Source organism: Winslowiella sp. 2C04 (assembly GCF_050037805.1).
Lineage (GTDB): Bacteria > Pseudomonadota > Gammaproteobacteria > Enterobacterales > Enterobacteriaceae > Erwinia > Erwinia toletana_A.
The window spans coordinates 3,054,459-3,074,733 of sequence record NZ_CP188300.1; the positions used below are offsets into that span (position 1 = coordinate 3,054,459).

Below are 20,275 nucleotides of genomic sequence, written 5' to 3' on the forward strand. Positions count from 1 at the left end.
ATCACTCGCCGCTAAGCGTTATTACTGACAGAGAGAGGTAATTTTATTAATCAGTTCCGCAGCGGGCGCCGCGCTAAGCTGTGCATCTACCGGCAGATACCACCAGTTATCCTGAGCAAACTGACGGCATTTTACCGCATCTTTTTCCGTCATAATCAGAGCCTGACTGCCGGTGGTCAGCGCACGTAATTCAGCTTCGCTGTACGCCTGATGGTCAGCAAAAGCCAGCTGTCGGATCGGCATTACTCCCTGCTGCGCCAGCGTATTGAAGAAGCGCGGGGGATGGCCAATACCGGCCATGGCCACCACCTGGTCAAACGCTGACAGCGGTTGCGCCTGGCCGGTTTTCAGGTTAATTGCCGCGCCCGGTTGCAGCTGCATAGCAATTTCATTACCACTGGCGCTGCCGCCATTCACGATCACCGCATCGACACTGTTAAGACGTCCGGCACGTTCACGCATCGGCCCGGCCGGTAACCACCAGCCGTTACCAAAGCGACGCTCGCCATCCACCACCACAATTTCAAAATCGCGCGCCAGCGCATAATGCTGCAGGCCATCGTCGGTGACGATCACATCAATATTACCGCCTGACTGCAGCGCCTGCACCGCTTCACGGCGCACCGGTGAAACCGCCACCGGCGCCTGAGTGCGCTGATAAATTAACACCGGCTCATCACCGGCTTGCGCCGTGGTTGTCGCGGCATCCAGCAGCAACGGATAGCGTTCCGCCTTACCGCCATAGCCACGTGATACCACGCCGACGCGCAAGCCCTGACGTTGCAGCGCCTCCACCAGCCAGATCACCACCGGCGTTTTACCATTGCCGCCGGCGGTCAGATTACCGACCACCACCACCGGGACAGACGCACGCCACACTTTGCGCCAGCCAAGCTGATAGCTCAGACGGATACCATTGCTAATCAGCCCATATAGCCAGCTGAATGGCAGCAGCAGCAGCCAGAGTGGCGAACGTCCGCTCCAGATGCGCTCAATCATTGACCAAACTGCATCTTATGCAACTGGGCGTAGGCGCCTCTCTCACTCAGTAACTGCTCATGTGAGCCGCGCTCAACAATGCGCCCATCTTCCACCACCACAATCTCATCGGCTTTTTCAATGGTCGACAGGCGGTGGGCAATCACCAGTGAGGTACGGTTTTTCTGCAGCTCATCCAGCGCTGACTGAATCGCACGCTCCGACTCGGTATCCAGTGCCGAAGTTGCTTCATCGAGGATCAGAATCGGGCTGTCGCGCAGTAAGGCACGGGCGATGGCAATACGCTGACGCTGACCACCCGAAAGCAGCACGCCATTTTCACCAATCACCGTATCCAGGCCGTTTTCCATTTTGCCGATAAAGTCCATCGCATGCGCCATAATCGCCGCTTGCTCAATCTGTTCACGGCTGTACTCTTCGCTGCGCGCGTAGGCGATGTTATTGGCGATAGTATCGTTAAACAGATGAACGTTTTGCGACACCAGCCCAACCTGATTACGCAACGAACTCAGGGTATATTCGCGCAGATCGTGGCCATCCATCAGGATTTCGCCCTGTTGAATATCATAAAAACGCGTCAGCAGGCTGGCGATGGTCGATTTACCCGAACCCGACCGCCCTACCAGAGCCACGGTTTTACCGGCTGGAATGGTTAAATTGATGTTGTGTAACGCCGGGTTTTCGCGTCCCGGATAGGTAAAGGTAACGTCACGGAATTCGATATCACCTTTAGCGCGTTCAATCTGACGCTTACCAGAATCCACTTCCTGCTCGCTGTCGAGGATCGAGAACAGCGTCTGACAGGCCGCCATGCCGCGCTGGAACTGCGCATTAACGTTGGTCAGTGACTTCAGTGGGCGCATCAGCGCGACCATTGAGGAGAACACCACGGTGATGGTACCGGCAGTTAAGGTTTCCATGACGCTTGGGAAGCTGGCTGCATACAGCACAAACGCCAGCGCCATTGAAGCGATCAACTGAATGATAGGATCGGAAATCGATGACGCAGAAACCAGCTTCATACCGTGCTGGCGCATTTTGTTGCTGACTGCCGCAAAGCGATTGCTTTCGATTTCCTGACCACCAAAGATCAGCACTTCTTTATGCCCTTTCAGCATCTGCTCAGCGCTGGTGGTCACTTCACCCATGGTGTTCTGCATATTCTTGCTGATATTACGGAATCGTTTGGAAACCTGACGAATCGCAAACGAAACAATCGGTGCCAGCACAATCAGAATCAGCGACAGCTGCCAGCTGTAGTAGAACATCATGATAAACAGGCCAATAATCGATGCCCCTTCACGCACGACGGTAACCAGTGCACTGGAAGAGGATGAGGCAACCTGCTCTGAGTCGTAGGTAATGCGCGACAGCAAAGTGCCGGTCGATTGTTGGTCAAAGAACGAAACCGGCATCCCCATCATATGACTGAACAGGCGACGACGCATATTCATCACTACGTTACCGGACACCCATGAGATGCAGTAGCTGGAAACAAATCCAGAAATACCGCGCATCAGCATCAGGCCAATCACGGCCAGTGGCATCCAAAGCAGAACCGAGCTATCTGATTTACCAAAACCATCATCGAGTAAAGGTTTCAGCAGTGACAACATTAAGGTATCGCCAGCCGCGTTAACGATCAGTGCAATCGCTGCCACTATCAAACCTGCTTTGTGCGGCGCGATCATCGGCCAGAGGCGACGGAATGTCTGCCATGTCGAGAGATCTTTATCCAGATGCATTATATAACCAGCTTTAGACTTAAGTAGCCGCTCATTCTACCTGGATTCCCTGGGGACGCCAAACCACTGATGATACCAACGGGGCATTATTTGCTCTCTTAACCCTTTGACCTGCCAATTTTCGTTGATAAATTGCACACTCAACTGCCCGGAGAGCGCGGTGTCATGCCATTGATAGCCATTATCCTGATAGCGCTGAATAATTTCTGCCGAGGGTAAACGCCAGGCATTAAAACGCGCGACCGATGCCAGTGCCGCCGTGCCTTTAACATTACGTAATAACAACGCACCAGAAGATGTGCGGCTGCCATGGTGTGGCACCTGAATAATATCGGCCTGTAATGCGGTTTTATAGCGGGCAACCAGCGCTCTTTCACCAGCCGCTTCAAGATCGCCCGTCAGCAGTATACGGTGCCTGCCATCATCAATCAGCAACACGCAGGAATCATCATTCTGGCCACGCTGATTGCCTTGTTCCGGCCACAACACCTGGAAATTGAGGTGTTGCCACTGCCATTGCTCGCCAGCGTAACAGGGCAAGTGGTCAGCCTGGCCCAGCGCGCTTCGCACCGTCAGCTGTGGCCAGGCGCGTAACAGGCTGGCAGTACCGCCGGTATGATCCAGATGAATATGGCTCAGGATAATCTGCTGTGGCTCAATTCCCTGCCAGCGCAGCCAGGGCGCAATGATCCGCTCACCCGCATCGCCGCCAGGCCAGCGATTGCCGGTATCATAGATGACCGCCTTCCCCTGTCGGGATATCACCACCGCCAGGCCATGCCCGACGTCCAGCATATCAATACGCCAGTCCGGTTGCGGAAGGCTCTGTCGCCAGCAGAGTAGCGCCAGCAGCAAGCTGACAATGCTAACCGGAGAAGCGTGCCACCAGCCAAATCGCCAAATCACTAATCCCAGCCAGCACAGCAGGCTGCAGAGTGCCTGTGATTCACTCAGCATTAACCAGCCCGAGGGCAATAACTGTAAGCTATTGATAACCAGCGCCAGTGAACGATCCACCAGCCACCAACTCAGCGAGCTCCAGCTACTGAATGATGTCAGCATACTGAACAAAATTAACGGCACGCTGATCAACGAAACAATCGGTACCGCTATCACATTAGCGATTAACGCGCTCAGGCTGACGCCATGAAAAATAAACCCCTGAACCGGCATCAACAGCAGCATCATTCCCAGCTGCAAATGAAGCAGCTGCAACAATAACCAGCGTTTATCACGCATAAACCGGGCTGGCAGTGGAAACCACTGATACCAGAGCAGCAAAGCCGCCACCGCCAGCGCTGATAGCCAGAAACTGTCGGAGAGGATGGTTAACGGGTCAAAAAACAGAATCAATCCGATGCAGAGGCTCCACACCTGCCAGCCGCTACAGCGCAGCCCGGCCAGCCGCAGGCCACACCACAACGCCAGTGCCAGCATCGCTCTGACCGCCGGAGGATTAGCGCCCGACAGCCAGGTATAAAGCAGCGCCACCAGCAGGCTGACGGCCAAGGGCATCCGATAGCCGATTAAATGCGCGGGCAGAAAAAATTGCAGACCACGCGCCAGCAGCCAGCCGGACATCGCCGCCAGCCCGATATGCATTCCCGAAATCGCCATCAGATGTGCAGTGCCGGTTTCGCGCAATAGCTGGGTTATGTCGCCAGTCATCTCCCCACGCTCGCCAAAAGCCAGCGCAGTCATCACGCTTTGCCAGCGAAGATGCTGATAATGCGGCTTAGCGCTGTCGATAATTTTTTGTCGCCAGCTGCATTCGTGCTGCAACAGCCGGGCAGCGCTCGCGCGGCCGGTGAAAAGCGTCTGACTGGCCAGCGCCTGGCGTTGCCGGTCATATTCCCCCTGATTCAGACGAGCGTGAACCGGCCTCAAATTCAGGGTCATCTGCCAGTGCTGACCAACGCAGGCAGGTTCAGCCTGCTGAGGCGGAGTAATAATCGCATATACCGGTGGAAACAGTGGCCGCTGGTCAACTGAAAGCAGGCGCACTTTCAGCCGTTCTCCGCCGTTCATCAGACTGTCGATTTTAACCCTGACCTCGACAGGCGTCGCGCTAAGCTGCTCCAGCTGATCCACCGTCTGGCGAGCGATACTACAGCACCAGACAAACAGCAGCAGCCCGGTTGCCACTACTCGTGCCGTTCGCCAGCGGCTGAGCAGCATCAGCAGAGCGAGGATGCCAGCCAGCCACAGATAATTATTGTGCGGCAGCTCCGGTAGCCAACAAAGTGGCAGGGTCGCGCAGATAATCATCCAGGAGAGCTGAGTAAGGGATTTCACTGTCGTCATTCCTTGTGCGGTGAGCCAGGAGTTTGACGGAAGTGACTTGGCAATGCAGCCGTGATCGGGTGATAGCGGAAAGTGGCTTCCAGGAAATCATTCAGCGTGACATCAGACGACAAAACGCTGTGAGGTTGCACGCAAACGCGAGCAACAGGCAAAAAAAAACGACACCCTGAGGGGTCGTTTTATCGTATCCGCTACGCGGCTGCTTAACCGTAGATATTTGCGCGATCGCGCAGCTCTTTGCCTGGTTTGAAGTGGGGAACGTATTTACCTTCCAGATCCACTTTGTCACCCGTTTTCGGGTTACGGCCAGTGCGAGGTGCACGGTAGTGCAAAGAAAAGCTGCCGAATCCCCGGATTTCGATGCGTTCGCCTTCAGCCAACGTTGTGGCCATATGCTCAAGCATCTCTTTAACCGCATCCTCAACGACTTTCGCCGGAATATGAGTCTGCTGGCCTGCAAGTCTTTCAATCAGTTCTGACTTGGTCATAAATCCTCCGGTTAATCCCTAATGGAAAAGGTTTTGACAGCTTACTACTGAGTCCGGGCGACTTACGCCACCCGGACAGTCAGGTCGATTACTCGCCTTTAGCAGCTTTGAACGCTTCAGCCATAGCGCTGGAGAAGTTGCTTTCTTCCTGTTTGTTCTTAACAGTAGCAATAGCATCTTTCTCGTCAGCTTCGTCTTTCGCACGAACAGACAGGCTAACAACGCGGTTTTTACGATCAACACCGGTGAATTTAGCTTCAACATCGTCGCCAACATTCAGAACCAGAGTTGCATCTTCAACGCGGTCACGTGAAGCTTCAGAAGCACGCAGGTAGCCTTCAACGCCGTCTGCTAATTCAACTGTAGCACCTTTAGCGTCAACTGCAGTCACTTTACCGTTAACAATTGCACCTTTCTTGTTCAGAGAGATGTAGTTGTTGAACGGATCTTCTGCCAGCTGCTTAACGCCCAGGGAGATACGCTCGCGCTCTGCGTCAACTTGCAGAACCACAGCTGCGATTTCGTCGCCTTTCTTGTATTCACGAACTGCTTCTTCTCCGGTAGCGTTCCAGGAGATGTCAGACAGGTGAACCAGGCCGTCGATGCCGCCGTCCAGGCCGATGAAGATACCGAAGTCAGTGATTGACTTGATTTTACCTTCAACACGGTCGCCCTTGTTGTGGGTTTCTGCGAATTGCTGCCATGGGTTAGATTTGCACTGCTTCAGACCCAGGGAGATACGACGACGTTCTTCGTCGATATCCAGAACCATAACTTCCACAACATCACCAACGTTAACAACTTTGGATGGGTGGATGTTTTTGTTGGTCCAGTCCATTTCTGAAACGTGAACCAGACCTTCAACGCCTTCTTCGATCTCAACGAAGCAGCCGTAGTCAGTCAGGTTGGTCACGCGACCAGTCAGCTTGGTGCCTTCTGGGTAACGTTTAGCGATAGCAACCCATGGATCTTCGCCCAGCTGCTTCAGACCCAGTGATACACGGGTACGCTCGCGGTCGAATTTCAGTACTTTGACATTGATTTCATCGCCAACATTGACGATTTCGCTTGGATGCTTAACGCGTTTCCATGCCATGTCAGTGATGTGCAGCAGGCCGTCAACGCCGCCCAGATCAACGAATGCACCGTAGTCAGTGAGGTTCTTAACGATACCTTTAACTTCCATGCCTTCCTGCAGGTTTTCCAGCAGCTGATCGCGCTCTGCGCTGTTCTCGGATTCGATAACCGCACGACGTGAAACAACCACGTTGTTACGTTTCTGATCCAGCTTGATTACTTTGAATTCAAGCTCTTTGCCTTCCAGGTGCAGAGTATCACGCACTGGACGCACATCTACCAGTGAACCTGGCAGGAACGCACGAATACCGTTCAGCTCAACAGTGAAGCCGCCCTTGACTTTGCCGTTAATAACACCGGTAACAGTTTCAGCGTTTTCGTAAGCTTTTTCCAGCGTGATCCAAGCTTCATGACGTTTAGCTTTTTCACGGGACAGCAGGGTTTCACCGAAGCCGTCTTCTACTGCATCCAGAGCAACGTCAACTTCGTCACCAACCTGGATTTCCAGTTCGCCGGCTGCGTTTTTGAACTGCTCTGCAGGAATTGCAGATTCAGATTTCAGACCCGCATCAACCAGAACGATATCTTTGTCGATAGAGACAACGATACCACGAACGATGGAACCCGGACGGGTTTCGATTTCTTTCAGGGACTCTTCAAAGAGTTGAGCAAAAGATTCAGTCATATTGATAATCTTCAGGATTCTTCAATTTAACGTCCACCTGACTTCCTGCCGGATGGGGTTGTTTCACATGCCCCATGACGTCCATATCACAGGGTTAAGGAATTCATCTGCGCGTGACTTACCGAATTAATTATTCGGCAATGCGAGCTTTTCCCGGGCATAGTGTAACGCTTTTTCAATCACCTGCTCAATGGTCATACTGGTTGAATCCAGTACCAGAGCATCTTTAGCAGGGACCAAAGGCGCTATTGCCCGATTACGATCGCGATCATCGCGCTCTTTTATCTCAGATAAAAGGCGTTCAAAGTTAACACTAAAGCCTTTCTCCTGCAACTGTAGCATACGGCGGTGCGCACGCTCTTCAGAACTGGCATCAAGAAAGATTTTTACTGGCGCATCAACAAATACCACGGTTCCCATGTCGCGGCCATCGGCAATTAAGCCCGGCGCTTCTCGGAATGCCCGCTGGCGGCGCAGCAGCGCCTCACGCACGCGCGGAAATGCGGCGACTTTTGATGCGGTGTTACTGACATCCTGCGTTCGAATCTCGGCGGAGACATCCTCGCCTTCCAGAATCACTTCCAGTTCGCCGTTGGTCGACACAAATCGCACGTCCAGATGGGCGGCAATCGGAACCAGCGCTTCTTCAGACTCGATATCCACTTGATGATGCAGAGCAGCAAGCGCTAAAACGCGGTAAATTGCGCCTGAATCCAACAGATGCCATTGCAAGGCTTCTGCCATTGCTTTACACAGCGTGCCTTTACCCGCACCACTTGGCCCATCAATGGTGATAACCGGGGCTGTTGCCGTCATCTTTCTCTCCTGTTGCTGGAAATTTTCCGTGACTGCCTGCACGTCAGACAAATATCGCCGCGCATTATACGCTGCAATAGTCGCGATCGTTACCCCTAAGCATAGACCCAGGAAAAATAATCAACAGGCTGATGGCAAGGTGTGAAGACAGCAGTGGCAAGATGGAGAGAAAAACGCCGCCCGTCGCGGCGTGTTGCGACGGGCGGACCGGATTAAGCCAGCTGGCTGATGCGTGCCAGTTGCTCAAAGTAGTCGGGGAAGGTTTTCGCGGTGCATTTTGGATCGAGAATGGTCACCGGAGTGGATGAGAGCGCCACCAGCGAGAAACACATCGCCATACGATGATCGTTATAGGTGCCGATTTCAGCATACTGAATGGTGTCCGGCGGCGTGATGCGAATATAGTCATGCCCCTCCTCCACTTCCGCGCCGACTTTACGCAGTTCTGTCGCCATTGCCGCCAGGCGATCGGTCTCTTTCACCCGCCAGTTGTAGATATTGCGCAGCACGGTGGTGCCTTTGGCGAACAGCGCCGCGGTGGCAATAGTCATCGCCGCATCCGGAATATGATTCATATCGAGATCGATGGCATTGAGTTCGCCACGGCTACAGGCAATATAATCATCGCCCCATTCCACGATTGCGCCCATTTTTTCCAGCACATCCGCAAAACGAATATCGCCCTGTACGCTGTTACGGCCAATTCCGGTCACGCGCACGGTGCCGCCTTTTACCGCAGCGGCCGCGAGGAAATAAGAGGCGGAAGACGCATCACCTTCAACCAGATAATCACCCGGAGCCTGGTACTGCTGCTTGCCGCGAATATGGAACGTTTTGTATTGATCGTTTTCCACTACCACGCCAAAGGTTTTCATCAGATTCAGCGTGATATCAATGTAAGGCTTAGAAACCAGCTCGCCTTTAATGACAATCTGCGTGTCTTGCGGTGCCAGCGGCGCGGTCATCAGCAGAGCGGTCAGAAACTGACTGGAGACGCTGCCATCAACGGCAACTTCACCGCCGACAAAACCGCCTTTAATATGCACCGGTGGATAATCCTGCTGCTCCAGATAGTCAATCTGCGCGCCGCCCTGACGTAATGCGTCAACCAGATGACCGATTGGGCGCTCTTTCATTCGCGGTTCGCCGGTCAGCACAATGTCATTGCTGCCGAGGCAAAGTGCCGCGGCTAAAGGGCGCATCGCGGTACCTGCGTTACCGAGAAACAGTTCCAGCGCGTTATCCGCATGCAGCGGTCCGGCACAACCGACAACTTCACACACGGTACGGTCGGCAGAAAGCGTATAAGTCACACCCAGCGCGGTTAATGCATTGAGCATATGTTTGACGTCATCGCTGTCCAGCAGATTGGTCAGACGCGTGGTGCCATTTGCCAGTGCAGCCAGCAGCAGAGCGCGGTTAGAAACGCTTTTTGAGCCCGGTAAATTAACGGTGCCGTCGACGCGTGCGATGGGTTGTAACGTCAGGGATTCCAGCATGCGAAACTTATTCTCCAAAAAACAATTGCAATGAAACCTCGCGACGGGGCGAGGTTTCAGTATTTACTCATTAATCGTGATCCGAACTCACGCAGGTCATTAACCGTGACGACGCTCGAAGTCCACCATAAAGTCGGTCAGGGTTTTCACCCCTTCCAGCGGCATCGCATTGTAGATGGAAGCACGCATGCCGCCAACCACCCGATGACCTTTCAGTGCATGCAGACCGGCAGCAAACGACTCCTCCAGGAACAGTTTATCCAGGTTGGCATCCGCCAGCTGGAAGGGAACGTTCATACGGGAACGGTTCGCCAGCGCCACGCCATTGCGATAAAAATCACTGTTATCGATCACGCCGTACAGCAGGTCAGCTTTCGCCTGATTGCGTTTATCGATTTCGCTCACGCCACCCTGCTCTTTCAGCCATTTAAATACCAGACCAGAGAGATACCAGGCAAAAGTTGGCGGCGTGTTAAACATCGATTCGTTATCAGCCAGCACTTTATAATCGAGAATAGAAGGCAGCTCTTTACGCGCCTGACCCAGCAGATCCTCACGCACGATCACCAGCGTGATGCCAGCAGGACCGATGTTCTTCTGTGCTCCGGCATAAATCACGCCGTAGCGGCTGACATCAATCGGATGAGAGAGAATGGTTGAGGAGAGATCGGCTACCACCACTTTGTTGCCAAAGTCCGGCTGTTCATTGATGGCGATGCCGTCAATGGTCTCATTCGGGCAGTAGTGTACATAGGCAGCATCATCGCTGAGCGCCCAGCTGCTCATTGGGGTGATTGCGGTTAAGCCGTCAACCGTGGTTTTGGCGTCAATCACATTAGGCGTGCAATATTTCACCGCTTCTTTGATCGCGCTCTGCGCCCAATAGCCACCGTCAACATAATCGGCGGTTTTTGCCTGCCCCAGCAGATTTAACGGCACCGCCGCAAATTGTGCGCGTGCGCCACCGTGGCAGAATAAAACTTTATAGTTGGAGGGGATTTTCATCAGATCGCGCAGATCCTGTTCTGCCTCTTCTGCGACCTGAATAAACTCTTTACTGCGATGGCTAATCTCCATTACGGAGGTGCCTAAACCTTGCCAGTTACACAATTCCTGTTCTGCACGACGAAGCACTTCTACCGGCAGCATTGCCGGACCGGAGCTAAAATTAAAAACCTGAGTCATTTCCCCTCACCACTGTCAGATCTATCGGTTATGAATCTGCTATCGGTTTTATCACTGCGCCCCTGATGCTGCAATCATTTATCCGGGCTGGATCACGTTTTTACCCGCAGCGCGGCAACAGCTTGTAGGGTAATTGCAAATAACCGCGATATTTTGTTCGAAACCGGCGGCGGGAACACTCCCCCAGCAGCGGGGCTTGCTGAAATCTTGCGGATAAGCGGTAATTGCCCGCGCCGACGCCTCATACAGCATACCGCAGGAAATTATTGCCCTCTGATAGCGATTAGCCCGCAAAACCCGTATCATTGCGCGCTATACGCACAATCAATAATAGTGGGCAAAATGACTCAAACTTATATCCCTGGCAAAGACGCCGCGCTGGAAGATTCCATCGCACGTTTTCAGCAAAAATTGCAGGATCTGGGCTTCAATATTGAAGAAGCGTCCTGGCTGAATCCTGTTCCTAACGTCTGGTCAGTTCACATTCGTGACCGCGATTGCCCACTCTGTTTTACCAATGGTAAAGGCGCGAGCAAAAAGGCCGCGCTGGCCTCCGCGCTGGGTGAGTATTTCGAGCGTCTCTCAACCAACTATTTCTTCGCCGACTTCTGGTTAGGCGACTCTATCGCCAACGGTGATTTTGTTCACTACCCTAACGAGAAATGGTTCCCGCTGACCGAAGATGAGAGCTTACCGCAAGGCATGCTTGATGACCGCCTGCGTAAATTCTACGATCCGGAAAACGAACTGAGCGCCAGCGACCTGATCGATCTGCAGTCCGGCAATGCCGATCGCGGCATCTGCGCCCTGCCGTTCAGCCGTCAGTCAGATAACCAGACCGTCTATATTCCGATGAACATCATCGGCAACCTGTATGTGTCGAACGGTATGTCTGCCGGTAACACCGCCAATGAAGCGCGCGTGCAGGGCCTGTCAGAAGTGTTCGAGCGCTACATTAAAAACCGTATTATTGCTGAATCTATCAGCCTGCCAGAAATTCCGGCCGAGGTGTTGAACCGTTATCCTGGCGTGGTTGAAGCCATCGCACGCCTGGAAGCTGAAGGTTTCCCGATCCTTTCTTACGATGCATCACTGGGCGGCAAATACCCGGTAATCTGCGTGGTGTTGTTTAACCCGGCCAATGGCACCTGCTTCGCCTCTTTCGGCGCGCATCCTGATTTTGGCGTCGCACTTGAGCGTACCGTTACCGAGCTGTTACAGGGCCGCGGCCTGAAAGATCTCGACGTGTTCACTCCGCCCACCTTCGATGATGAAGAAGTGGCCGAGCATGCCAACCTCGAAACCCACTTTATCGATTCCAGCGGCCTGATCTCCTGGGATATGTTTAAAGATGATGCCGATTATCCGTTTGTTGACTGGAGCTTCAGCGGCACCACTGAAGAAGAGTTTGCCACCCTGATGGCAATCTTCAAGGCGGAAGATAAAGAAGTCTATATCGCCGACTACCAGCATCTCGACGTTTACGCCTGCCGTATCATCGTACCGGGCATGTCGGATATCTATCCGGCGGAAGATCTGCTGCTGGCAAATAACAGCATGGGCACTTATCTACGTGAAACGCTGCTGTCACTGCCAGCAAGCGAGTGGCAGAAAGAGGATTATCTTGCGCTGATCGCCCAGCTGGACGAAGAAGGCCATGATGATTTTACCCGTGTGCGTGAGCTGCTGGGTATGGCAACTGGTAAAGATAACGGCTGGTACACCCTGCGCATTGGCGAGCTGAAAGCCATGCTGGCGCTGGCGGGTGGCGATCTGGAGCAGGCACTGATCTGGACTGAGTGGACCATGGAGTTCAACAGCTCGATCTTTAGCCCGGAACGCGCCAACTACTATCGCTGCCTGCAAACCCTGCTGCTGTTATCGCAGGAAGACGAGCGCGATCCGTTGCAGTACCACAACGCTTTTGTCCGTATGTACGGCAGCGCTGCGGTAGAAGCGGCTTCAGCAGCACTGAGCGGCGAAGCGCCGTTCTACGGCCTGCAAGCGGTAGACAGCGATTTAGTCGCTTTCCCGGCACACCAGTCTTTACTGGCAGCGTACGAGAAATTACAGCGCGCTAAACGCCAGTACTGGAAATAATATTGACGGGCTATTTCTGCGATTTCAGCATCGTATGAAATAGCCCGTTTTATTAATTTTGTCCCTCATTTACTCCGCCTGCCGCAATTATTGAAAATAAAAGTCAGTAAACTGTCATTCTTTGTATGTAATATCGCCCTGAAATAGCCTTTTTATATAACCTGGCGGATAATTCTTGTACTGACACTTTAGCAAAACGTGTTATTTTCAACTTTTATTGCACAATTTCAAATATTTTTTTATCAACAAAATCAACAACATAGATCAATTAACCCGCAATTTTTTAGGGTTTTTAAGACGATAATCTTATCCGGTATGATCCATATCAATTTCTACCCTATACTCCTTTGTTAGTATCTCGTTGCTGACAAATTTCAGGAGAACGTTAGTGTGAAAGCTGACAATCCGTTCGACCTACTGTTACCCGCCGCGATGGCTAAAGTCGCTGAAGAAGCGGGAGTATATAAAGCGACCAAACAACCGCTTACTACTTTTTTCCTGGCTATCACCGCTGGCGTGTTTATTTCCATCGCCTTTGTCTTCTATATCACCGTCACCACCGGTACAGGCGCAGTACCCTGGGGCCTGGCAAAACTGGTCGGCGGCATCTGTTTCTCATTGGGATTAATGCTGGTAGTGGTCTGCGGCGCGGATCTGTTTACTTCTACCGTGCTGATTGTGGTGGCTAAAGCCAGCGGTCGCATCAGCTGGTTACAGCTGGCACGTCACTGGATTAACGTTTACATCGGCAACCTGTTTGGCGCACTGTTCTTTGTCGCCCTGATTTGGTTTTCCGGTGAACATATGTTGGCCAACGGCGCATGGGGCCTTAACGTGCTGCAAACCGCCGATCATAAAATGCATCACTCGTTTATCGAGGCTGTCTGCCTGGGCACATTGGCTAACCTGATGGTTTGCCTGGCGGTATGGATGAGTTATTCCGGCCGCACGCTGACAGATAAAATGCTGGCGATGGTGCTGCCCGTCGCGATGTTTGTCGCCTGCGGCTTTGAGCACAGCATCGCCAACATGTTTATGATCCCGATGGCTATCGTCATCCGCGATTTCGCTTCACCCGAGTTCTGGCAGGCAGCAGGCGCTACCGCCGATCAGTTCTCCAGCCTGACCGTCAGCAACTTTATTGTCGACAACCTGATTCCTGTCACCATCGGCAACATTATCGGTGGCGGTATTCTGGTCGGACTCACTTATTGGGTCATCTATTTACGCGGCGGCGATAAACATCAACACTAGCCGCCGGGCTTAAGCATACTGAACCGGCCGTCTGTTCAGACGACCGGAACGACGAAAGAACTCCACAAATAAGGTAGGTATCAAATGACCGAGCTTAATCAAAAATTGGCCTCAGCCTGGGAAACTTTCACCGCGGGCGAATGGCAGAATGCCGTCGATGTGCGCGACTTTATTCAGAAAAACTACACGCCGTATGAAGGTGACGAGTCTTTCCTCGCCGGTGCCACTGAAGCCACCACCGCGCTGTGGGAAAGCGTTCTTGAAGGCATCAAAATTGAGAACCGCACCCATGCGCCGGTCGATTTTGATACCGACCTCGCATCAACTATTACTTCGCACGACGCCGGTTTCATCAACAAGAAACTGGAAAAAATCGTCGGCCTGCAAACTGAAGCTCCGCTGAAACGCGGCCTGATTCCGTTTGGCGGCATCAAGATGGTTGAAGGTTCCTGTAAAGTATATGGTCGCGAGCTGGATCCGTCCCTGAAAAAAATCTTCACCGAATATCGTAAAACCCATAACCAGGGCGTATTCGATGTGTATACCCCGGATATCCTGCGTTGCCGTAAATCAGGCGTGCTGACCGGCCTGCCTGATGCTTATGGTCGTGGACGCATCATCGGTGACTACCGCCGCGTTGCGCTGTACGGTATCGATTTCCTGATGAAAGATAAATTCGCCCAGTTCACTTCGCTGCAGAGCGATATGGAAAATGGCGTTGATCTTGAAGCCACTATCCGTCTGCGTGAAGAGATTGCTGACCAGCACCATGCACTGGCGCAAATTAAAGAGATGGCAGCAAAATATGGCTGCGATATCTCCGGCCCGGCTACGAATGCGCTGGAAGCAGTACAGTGGACATACTTCGGCTACCTGGCAGCGGTTAAATCGCAGAACGGTGCAGCAATGTCATTTGGTCGTGTTTCGACCTTCCTTGATATCTACATTGAACGCGATCTGAAAGCCGGCAAGATCACTGAGCAAGAAGCACAGGAACTGATCGACCACCTGGTAATGAAACTGCGTATGGTGCGTTTCCTGCGTACCCCTGAGTATGATGAGCTGTTCTCTGGCGACCCAATCTGGGCCACCGAGTCACTGGCAGGTATGGGCGTTGATGGCCGTACGCTGGTCAGTAAATCCAGCTTCCGCTTCCTGAATACGCTGTACACCATGGGCCCGTCTCCTGAGCCAAACATGACCATTCTGTGGTCTGAAAAACTGCCACTGAACTTTAAAAAATACGCGGCGAAAGTTTCCATCGATACGTCATCAGTGCAGTACGAAAATGATGATCTGATGCGTCCTGATTTTGACAACGATGACTACGCGATTGCCTGCTGCGTCAGCCCAATGATCGTCGGTAAACAAATGCAGTTCTTTGGTGCCCGCGCTAACCTGGCGAAAACCATGCTGTACGCCATCAACGGCGGCATCGATGAAAAAATGAAAATGCAGGTTGGTCCAAAAGAAGCGCCAATCATGGATGAAGTCCTGGACTTCGATATCGTGATGGGTCGTTTGGATCACTTTATGGACTGGCTGGCCAAACAGTATGTGACCGCGCTGAACGTCATTCACTATATGCATGACAAATACAGCTACGAAGCATCACTGATGGCTCTGCATGACCGCGATGTTTATCGTACTATGGCATGTGGTATCGCCGGCCTGTCCGTTGCGGCTGACTCACTGTCAGCGATTAAATACGCTAAAGTGAAACCAGTGCGTGATGAAGATGGCCTGGCGATTGACTTTGAAATCGAAGGTGAATATCCGCAGTTTGGTAACAACGACCCGCGCGTTGATGATCTGGCCTGTGATCTGGTTGAACGCTTCATGAAGAAAATTCAGCAGCTGAAAACTTATCGCAATGCGGTGCCAACGCAGTCAGTACTGACCATCACCTCAAACGTGGTGTACGGTAAGAAAACCGGTAACACTCCGGATGGTCGTCGCGCCGGTGCACCGTTCGGACCAGGTGCTAACCCAATGCACGGTCGTGACCAGAAAGGCGCGGTTGCATCACTGACTTCAGTGGCGAAACTGCCGTTTGCCTACGCGAAAGATGGTATCTCTTATACCTTCTCTATCGTGCCAAACGCGCTGGGCAAAGATGACGACGTGCGTAAAACCAACCTTGCTGGCCTGATGGATGGCTATTTCCATCACGAATCCAGCATCGAAGGCGGTCAGCACCTTAACGTCAACGTGATGAACCGTGAGATGCTGCTGGATGCAATGGATAATCCGGAAAAATATCCGCAGCTGACCATTCGCGTTTCAGGTTATGCAGTGCGTTTTAACTCGCTGACCAAAGAACAGCAGAAGGACGTTATTACCCGTACCTTCACTAAGTCGCTGTAATCTTAGTCGCCTGAGGGCTTAACAAAGGCTCCACCCGTGGAGCCTTTTTAGTTAAAGCCTGCTTTGCCAGCCATCTGCACGTCAGGTCGCTGGCAAAACAGTCTTACATAACGCAGCGCTTAAAGACTGCGTAACCTGTCACTGACAGGTTCACCATGGAGAACTCATCGCAATGTCAGCTATCGGTCGTATTCACTCATTCGAATCCTGCGGAACCGTAGACGGTCCCGGCATCCGTTTTATCACCTTCTTTCAGGGCTGCCTGATGCGTTGCCTGTACTGCCATAATCGTGATACCTGGGACACCCACGGCGGTACTGAGATCACCGTGGAAGAGTTGATGAAGGATGTGGTTTCCTATCGCCACTTTATGAATGCCTCCGGCGGCGGCGTAACCGCATCGGGCGGCGAAGCGATTTTGCAGGCGGAGTTTGTCCGCGACTGGTTTCGTGCCTGCCATGCGGAAGGTATTCATACCTGTCTCGATACCAATGGCTTTGTGCGCCGCTATGATCCGGTAATTGATGAACTGCTGGATGTGACCGACTTAGTGATGCTGGATCTGAAGCAGATGAATGATGATATCCATCAAAATCTGGTCGGCGTCTCTAATCACCGCACGCTGGACTTCGCCCGCTATATTGCTAAACGCGGTATCCGGACCTGGATCCGTTATGTCGTGGTTCCAGGCTATTCGGATGATGATGATTCAGCGCACAAGCTGGGAGAATTTACCCGCGACATGGGCAACGTCGAGAAAATCGAGCTACTGCCTTATCATGAGTTGGGTAAACATAAATGGATTGCGATGGGCGAAGAGTACAAGCTGGACGGCGTCAAGCCACCGACAGCTGACACCATGGATCGCATAAAGCATATTCTTGAAGGCTATGGTCACAAGGTAATGTATTGATACCGGCGGCGAAAACGCCTTCTTAGATCTTTGTCAGTCAGGGGCGGCTAACGTTTTAGCCGCCCCTGAACATATTCAGGCGTGAGCAATTGGCGTCGCGTGCTGGTCGGCTTTACGCAGCAGCATCACCAGATACACCAGCGCCACCGCCGCAATCATCACAAACAGCAGATTGTCCGAATAATTCTGCATCAGCATTGACGTCATGGTAGGCCCCACCAGGCTGCCAATGGTGTAACTTAACAACAGCGCCTGATTCATCGCCACTAATTCATGCCGGGTCACTTTCTCACAGGCCCAGGACATCGCCACCGGATACAGCGTAAAGCCTGCGCAACCGAGCACGAACAGCGCCGGGCCCATTGCAGCATCACTTAACATTGCAATTGCACCGACAATCATCACGAATACCTGCACGCGCAGCACCAGCAAGCGGCCAAAGCGGTCAGCCAGGCGGCCGACCGGCCATTGTCCGATAATCCCGGCACTGACCAGCAGCGCCATCCAGTACCCGACCGAAGCATCGCTCATGCCATGATGTGACAGCCACAGCGGCATCAGGCCGTACAATGACCCCAGAACCACGCCAGAGATAATGCAGCCGTTGATACCCAAACGTGCGCTACGACGGCGCAGCATCGACCACATGCGGCCTGGCGCCTCTTCTTCCTCACCACCGGTATTCACTTTAGTAAATATCAGCGGCAGAATAGCGGCAATCATCACGCCGGTGACCCACGGTAAAACATTCAGCAGCTCTGTCGACACTTTGCTGACCAGCAGCTGACCGACGACGGTACCAAGGTAGTAAACCATCATATATGCCGCCAGCAGCTGACCACGGTTGCGCACCGTGCCACTGCACATCAATGCGCTCTCAACCACCACCCAGATCAGCGCACAGCCCATCCCGGCAGCAAAACGCCCGAGGCTCCACGCCATAAAGCCACTGCTCATTCCTAACCATGCGGTCGCAAGGGCAAACACTACCGTCGCCAGATAGTAGCTGTAGTTAAAACCGAGACGTTTGATTAACCAACCCGCCACCAACGTTCCTGCGAGATTACCGGTAAAAAAGGATGAGCTAACCATCCCGACCTGCCAGGTAGGCAACCGATCGTGCGTCAACCAGAGTGGAACTAAGGTATTGAGCACGGCAATTGAAACCGTCAACAGTAATAAGCCGCAGAGCAGCAAGATGACAGGGCGAGACCAGGTGGACATAGATGAAACGGCCAAAGTAAGCAGGGAGATTTGGCGCGCATATTGCCATTACTAATGCTAATGTCAACGCACAGAAATCGACCATCGCACGATTTGCCTGAGACCGATTTAATTTTTTTATCTACAACGGCTTACGGATAAATGTGGTAACCCCCGCAAAGCGAAATATCTCTATGATTTATCGAATTTTTCGCCAAATATCGCCGGTTGAGAACCATCATTTTTATTGCTGATAAAATTTACTCATAGTCGTAAAAAAAGCCCGGCAACTTATCGTTGCCGGGCTTTCTGAAGCGATGAAACTTTCAGCGCTGTTAGCCGATAAATTCCAGCCCTTTCATATAAGGACGCAATACTTCCGGCACCTGAATACGACCATCAGCTTGCTGATAGTTTTCCAGTACCGCAACCAGCGCGCGACCAACAGCCAGGCCGGAACCGTTCAGGGTATGGACCAGACGCGGTTTCTTCTCGGTTTTGCTGCGGCAACGGGCCTGCATACGGCGCGCCTGGAAATCACTCATATTCGAACATGAAGAGATCTCACGGTAGGTATCTTGCGCCGGCAGCCAGACTTCAAGGTCGTAAGTTTTTGTCGCACCGAAACCCATATCGCCAGTACACAGCAGCACTTTACGATAAGGCAGGTTCAGCAGTTGCAACACTTTCTCAGCGTGACCAGTCAGTTCTTCCAGCGCCTGCATGGAATCTTCCGGACGAACGATCTGCACCATTTCAACTTTATCAAACTGGTGCATACGGATCAGACCACGGGTGTCACGGCCATAAGAACCGGCTTCAGAACGGAAGCATGGCGTGTGCGCCGTCATCTTCAGCGGCAGAGACTCTTCCTCGACAATTTCGTCACGCACGAGGTTAGTCAACGGCACTTCTGAAGTCGGAATCAGCGCATAACTGCTGCTCTCTGACTCTTCTTCCAGCGGACGCGTATGGAACAGATCTTCGCCAAACTTCGGCAGCTGACCGGTGCCGTACAGCGAGGCGTGGTTAACCAGGTAAGGCACGTAGGTTTCCAGATAACCGTGCTGCTCAGTGTGCAGATCGATCATAAACTGGCTCAGTGCGCGATGCATACGCGCGATCTGACCTTTCATCACCACAAAACGTGAACCGGTCAGTTTAACCGCAGAGGCAAAATCCAGCCCCTGTGCCATCTCGCCCAGTTCAACGTGGTCACGAATGGTAAAATCAATTTTACGTGGTTCGCCCCAGCGGCTGATTTCCAGATTCTCGCTGTCATCTTTACCCAGCGGAACTTCATCAGACGGCAGGTTAGGCATGGTCAGCGCGAAGTCGCGAATTTCATTCTGCAGTGCATCCAGCTCAGACTTGGCGGCGTCAAGACGTTCGCCCAGTGTATTCACTTCCTGACGCAACGACTCGATATCTTCCCCACGCGCTTTGGCCTGACCGATGGATTTGGATCGGGAGTTACGCTCTGCCTGCAGATTTTCAGTTTCGACCTGCAACACTTTACGACGCTCTTCGAGGGAGCGCAGCGTGTCAACATCCAGTTTAAATCCTCGGCGTGCCAGTTTTTCAGCGACTGCGTCTGGCTCGTTACGCAGCAGATTGGGATCGAGCATGCTAATCCTGTG

The 20,275-nt window shown here is 52.6% G+C and carries 14 protein-coding genes; 4 read left to right on the forward strand and 10 right to left on the reverse strand.

The annotated features are described in order from the left end of the window. Window positions 1-21: 21 nt before the first annotated feature. The 8 genes from lpxK to serC form a co-directional block, all read right to left on the reverse strand. The gene (gene lpxK, locus ACP3TC_RS13730) at window positions 22-999 is read right to left on the reverse strand and encodes a tetraacyldisaccharide 4'-kinase (RefSeq protein WP_426816663.1); all 978 of its coding nucleotides are present in this window, start codon (window positions 997-999) and stop codon (window positions 22-24) included. Beyond that, the gene (gene msbA / locus ACP3TC_RS13735; RefSeq protein WP_426816664.1) at window positions 996-2,744 is read right to left on the reverse strand and encodes a lipid A ABC transporter ATP-binding protein/permease MsbA; all 1,749 of its coding nucleotides are present in this window, start codon (window positions 2,742-2,744) and stop codon (window positions 996-998) included. The genes lpxK and msbA overlap by 4 nt, the downstream gene beginning before the upstream one ends. 36 nt (window positions 2,745-2,780) lie before the next feature. Beyond that, the gene (locus tag ACP3TC_RS13740; RefSeq protein WP_426816665.1) at window positions 2,781-5,039 is read right to left on the reverse strand and encodes a ComEC family protein; all 2,259 of its coding nucleotides are present in this window, start codon (window positions 5,037-5,039) and stop codon (window positions 2,781-2,783) included. A gap of 212 nt (window positions 5,040-5,251) precedes the next feature. Then, the gene (gene ihfB / locus ACP3TC_RS13745; protein ID WP_173633613.1) at window positions 5,252-5,536 is read right to left on the reverse strand and encodes an integration host factor subunit beta; all 285 of its coding nucleotides are present in this window, start codon (window positions 5,534-5,536) and stop codon (window positions 5,252-5,254) included. An 88-nt stretch (window positions 5,537-5,624) separates the two neighbouring features. After that, on the reverse strand, window positions 5,625-7,298 hold the full coding sequence (gene rpsA, locus ACP3TC_RS13750) for a 30S ribosomal protein S1 (protein WP_426816666.1): 1,674 nt from the start codon (window positions 7,296-7,298) through the stop codon (window positions 5,625-5,627). 126 nt (window positions 7,299-7,424) lie between these two features. Next, the gene (gene cmk / locus ACP3TC_RS13755; protein WP_052896534.1) at window positions 7,425-8,114 is read right to left on the reverse strand and encodes a (d)CMP kinase; all 690 of its coding nucleotides are present in this window, start codon (window positions 8,112-8,114) and stop codon (window positions 7,425-7,427) included. Window positions 8,115-8,326: 212 nt separating this feature from the next. Next, a complete protein-coding gene (gene aroA / locus ACP3TC_RS13760) occupies window positions 8,327-9,610 on the reverse strand; it encodes a 3-phosphoshikimate 1-carboxyvinyltransferase (RefSeq protein ID WP_313857651.1) in 1,284 nt (427 codons plus the stop codon). Between the two features lie 102 nt (window positions 9,611-9,712). Continuing rightward, on the reverse strand, window positions 9,713-10,798 hold the full coding sequence (serC, locus tag ACP3TC_RS13765) for a 3-phosphoserine/phosphohydroxythreonine transaminase (RefSeq protein ID WP_313856754.1): 1,086 nt from the start codon (window positions 10,796-10,798) through the stop codon (window positions 9,713-9,715). Between the two features lie 342 nt (window positions 10,799-11,140). On the opposite strand from serC, the gene ycaO reads away from it, so the two are divergent. From ycaO to pflA, 4 genes are all read left to right on the forward strand, one after another. Then, window positions 11,141-12,898: a 30S ribosomal protein S12 methylthiotransferase accessory factor YcaO gene (gene ycaO / locus ACP3TC_RS13770; protein WP_313856753.1), complete on the forward strand. Its 1,758-nt coding sequence runs from the start codon at window positions 11,141-11,143 to the stop codon at window positions 12,896-12,898. A 390-nt stretch (window positions 12,899-13,288) separates the two neighbouring features. After that, window positions 13,289-14,152, forward strand: a complete 864-nt coding sequence (gene focA / locus ACP3TC_RS13775; RefSeq protein WP_313856752.1) for a formate transporter FocA — start codon at window positions 13,289-13,291, stop codon at window positions 14,150-14,152. Between the two features lie 84 nt (window positions 14,153-14,236). After that, window positions 14,237-16,519 carry a formate C-acetyltransferase gene (gene pflB / locus ACP3TC_RS13780; protein ID WP_426816667.1) on the forward strand — a complete coding sequence of 761 codons (2,283 nt, stop codon included), beginning with the start codon at window positions 14,237-14,239 and terminating at the stop codon, window positions 16,517-16,519. A 172-nt stretch (window positions 16,520-16,691) separates the two neighbouring features. After that, window positions 16,692-17,432 carry a pyruvate formate lyase 1-activating protein gene (gene pflA / locus ACP3TC_RS13785; RefSeq protein WP_313856749.1) on the forward strand — a complete coding sequence of 247 codons (741 nt, stop codon included), beginning with the start codon at window positions 16,692-16,694 and terminating at the stop codon, window positions 17,430-17,432. Between the two features lie 75 nt (window positions 17,433-17,507). Here pflA and ACP3TC_RS13790 read toward each other — a convergent pair whose 3' ends face one another. Then, window positions 17,508-18,656 (reverse strand): MFS transporter, encoded by a 1,149-nt coding sequence (locus ACP3TC_RS13790; RefSeq protein WP_313856748.1) that lies wholly within the window; start codon window positions 18,654-18,656, stop codon window positions 17,508-17,510. A 314-nt stretch (window positions 18,657-18,970) separates the two neighbouring features. Further along, on the reverse strand, window positions 18,971-20,263 hold the full coding sequence (gene serS / locus ACP3TC_RS13795; RefSeq protein ID WP_313856747.1) for a serine--tRNA ligase: 1,293 nt from the start codon (window positions 20,261-20,263) through the stop codon (window positions 18,971-18,973). Window positions 20,264-20,275: the final 12 nt, after the last annotated feature.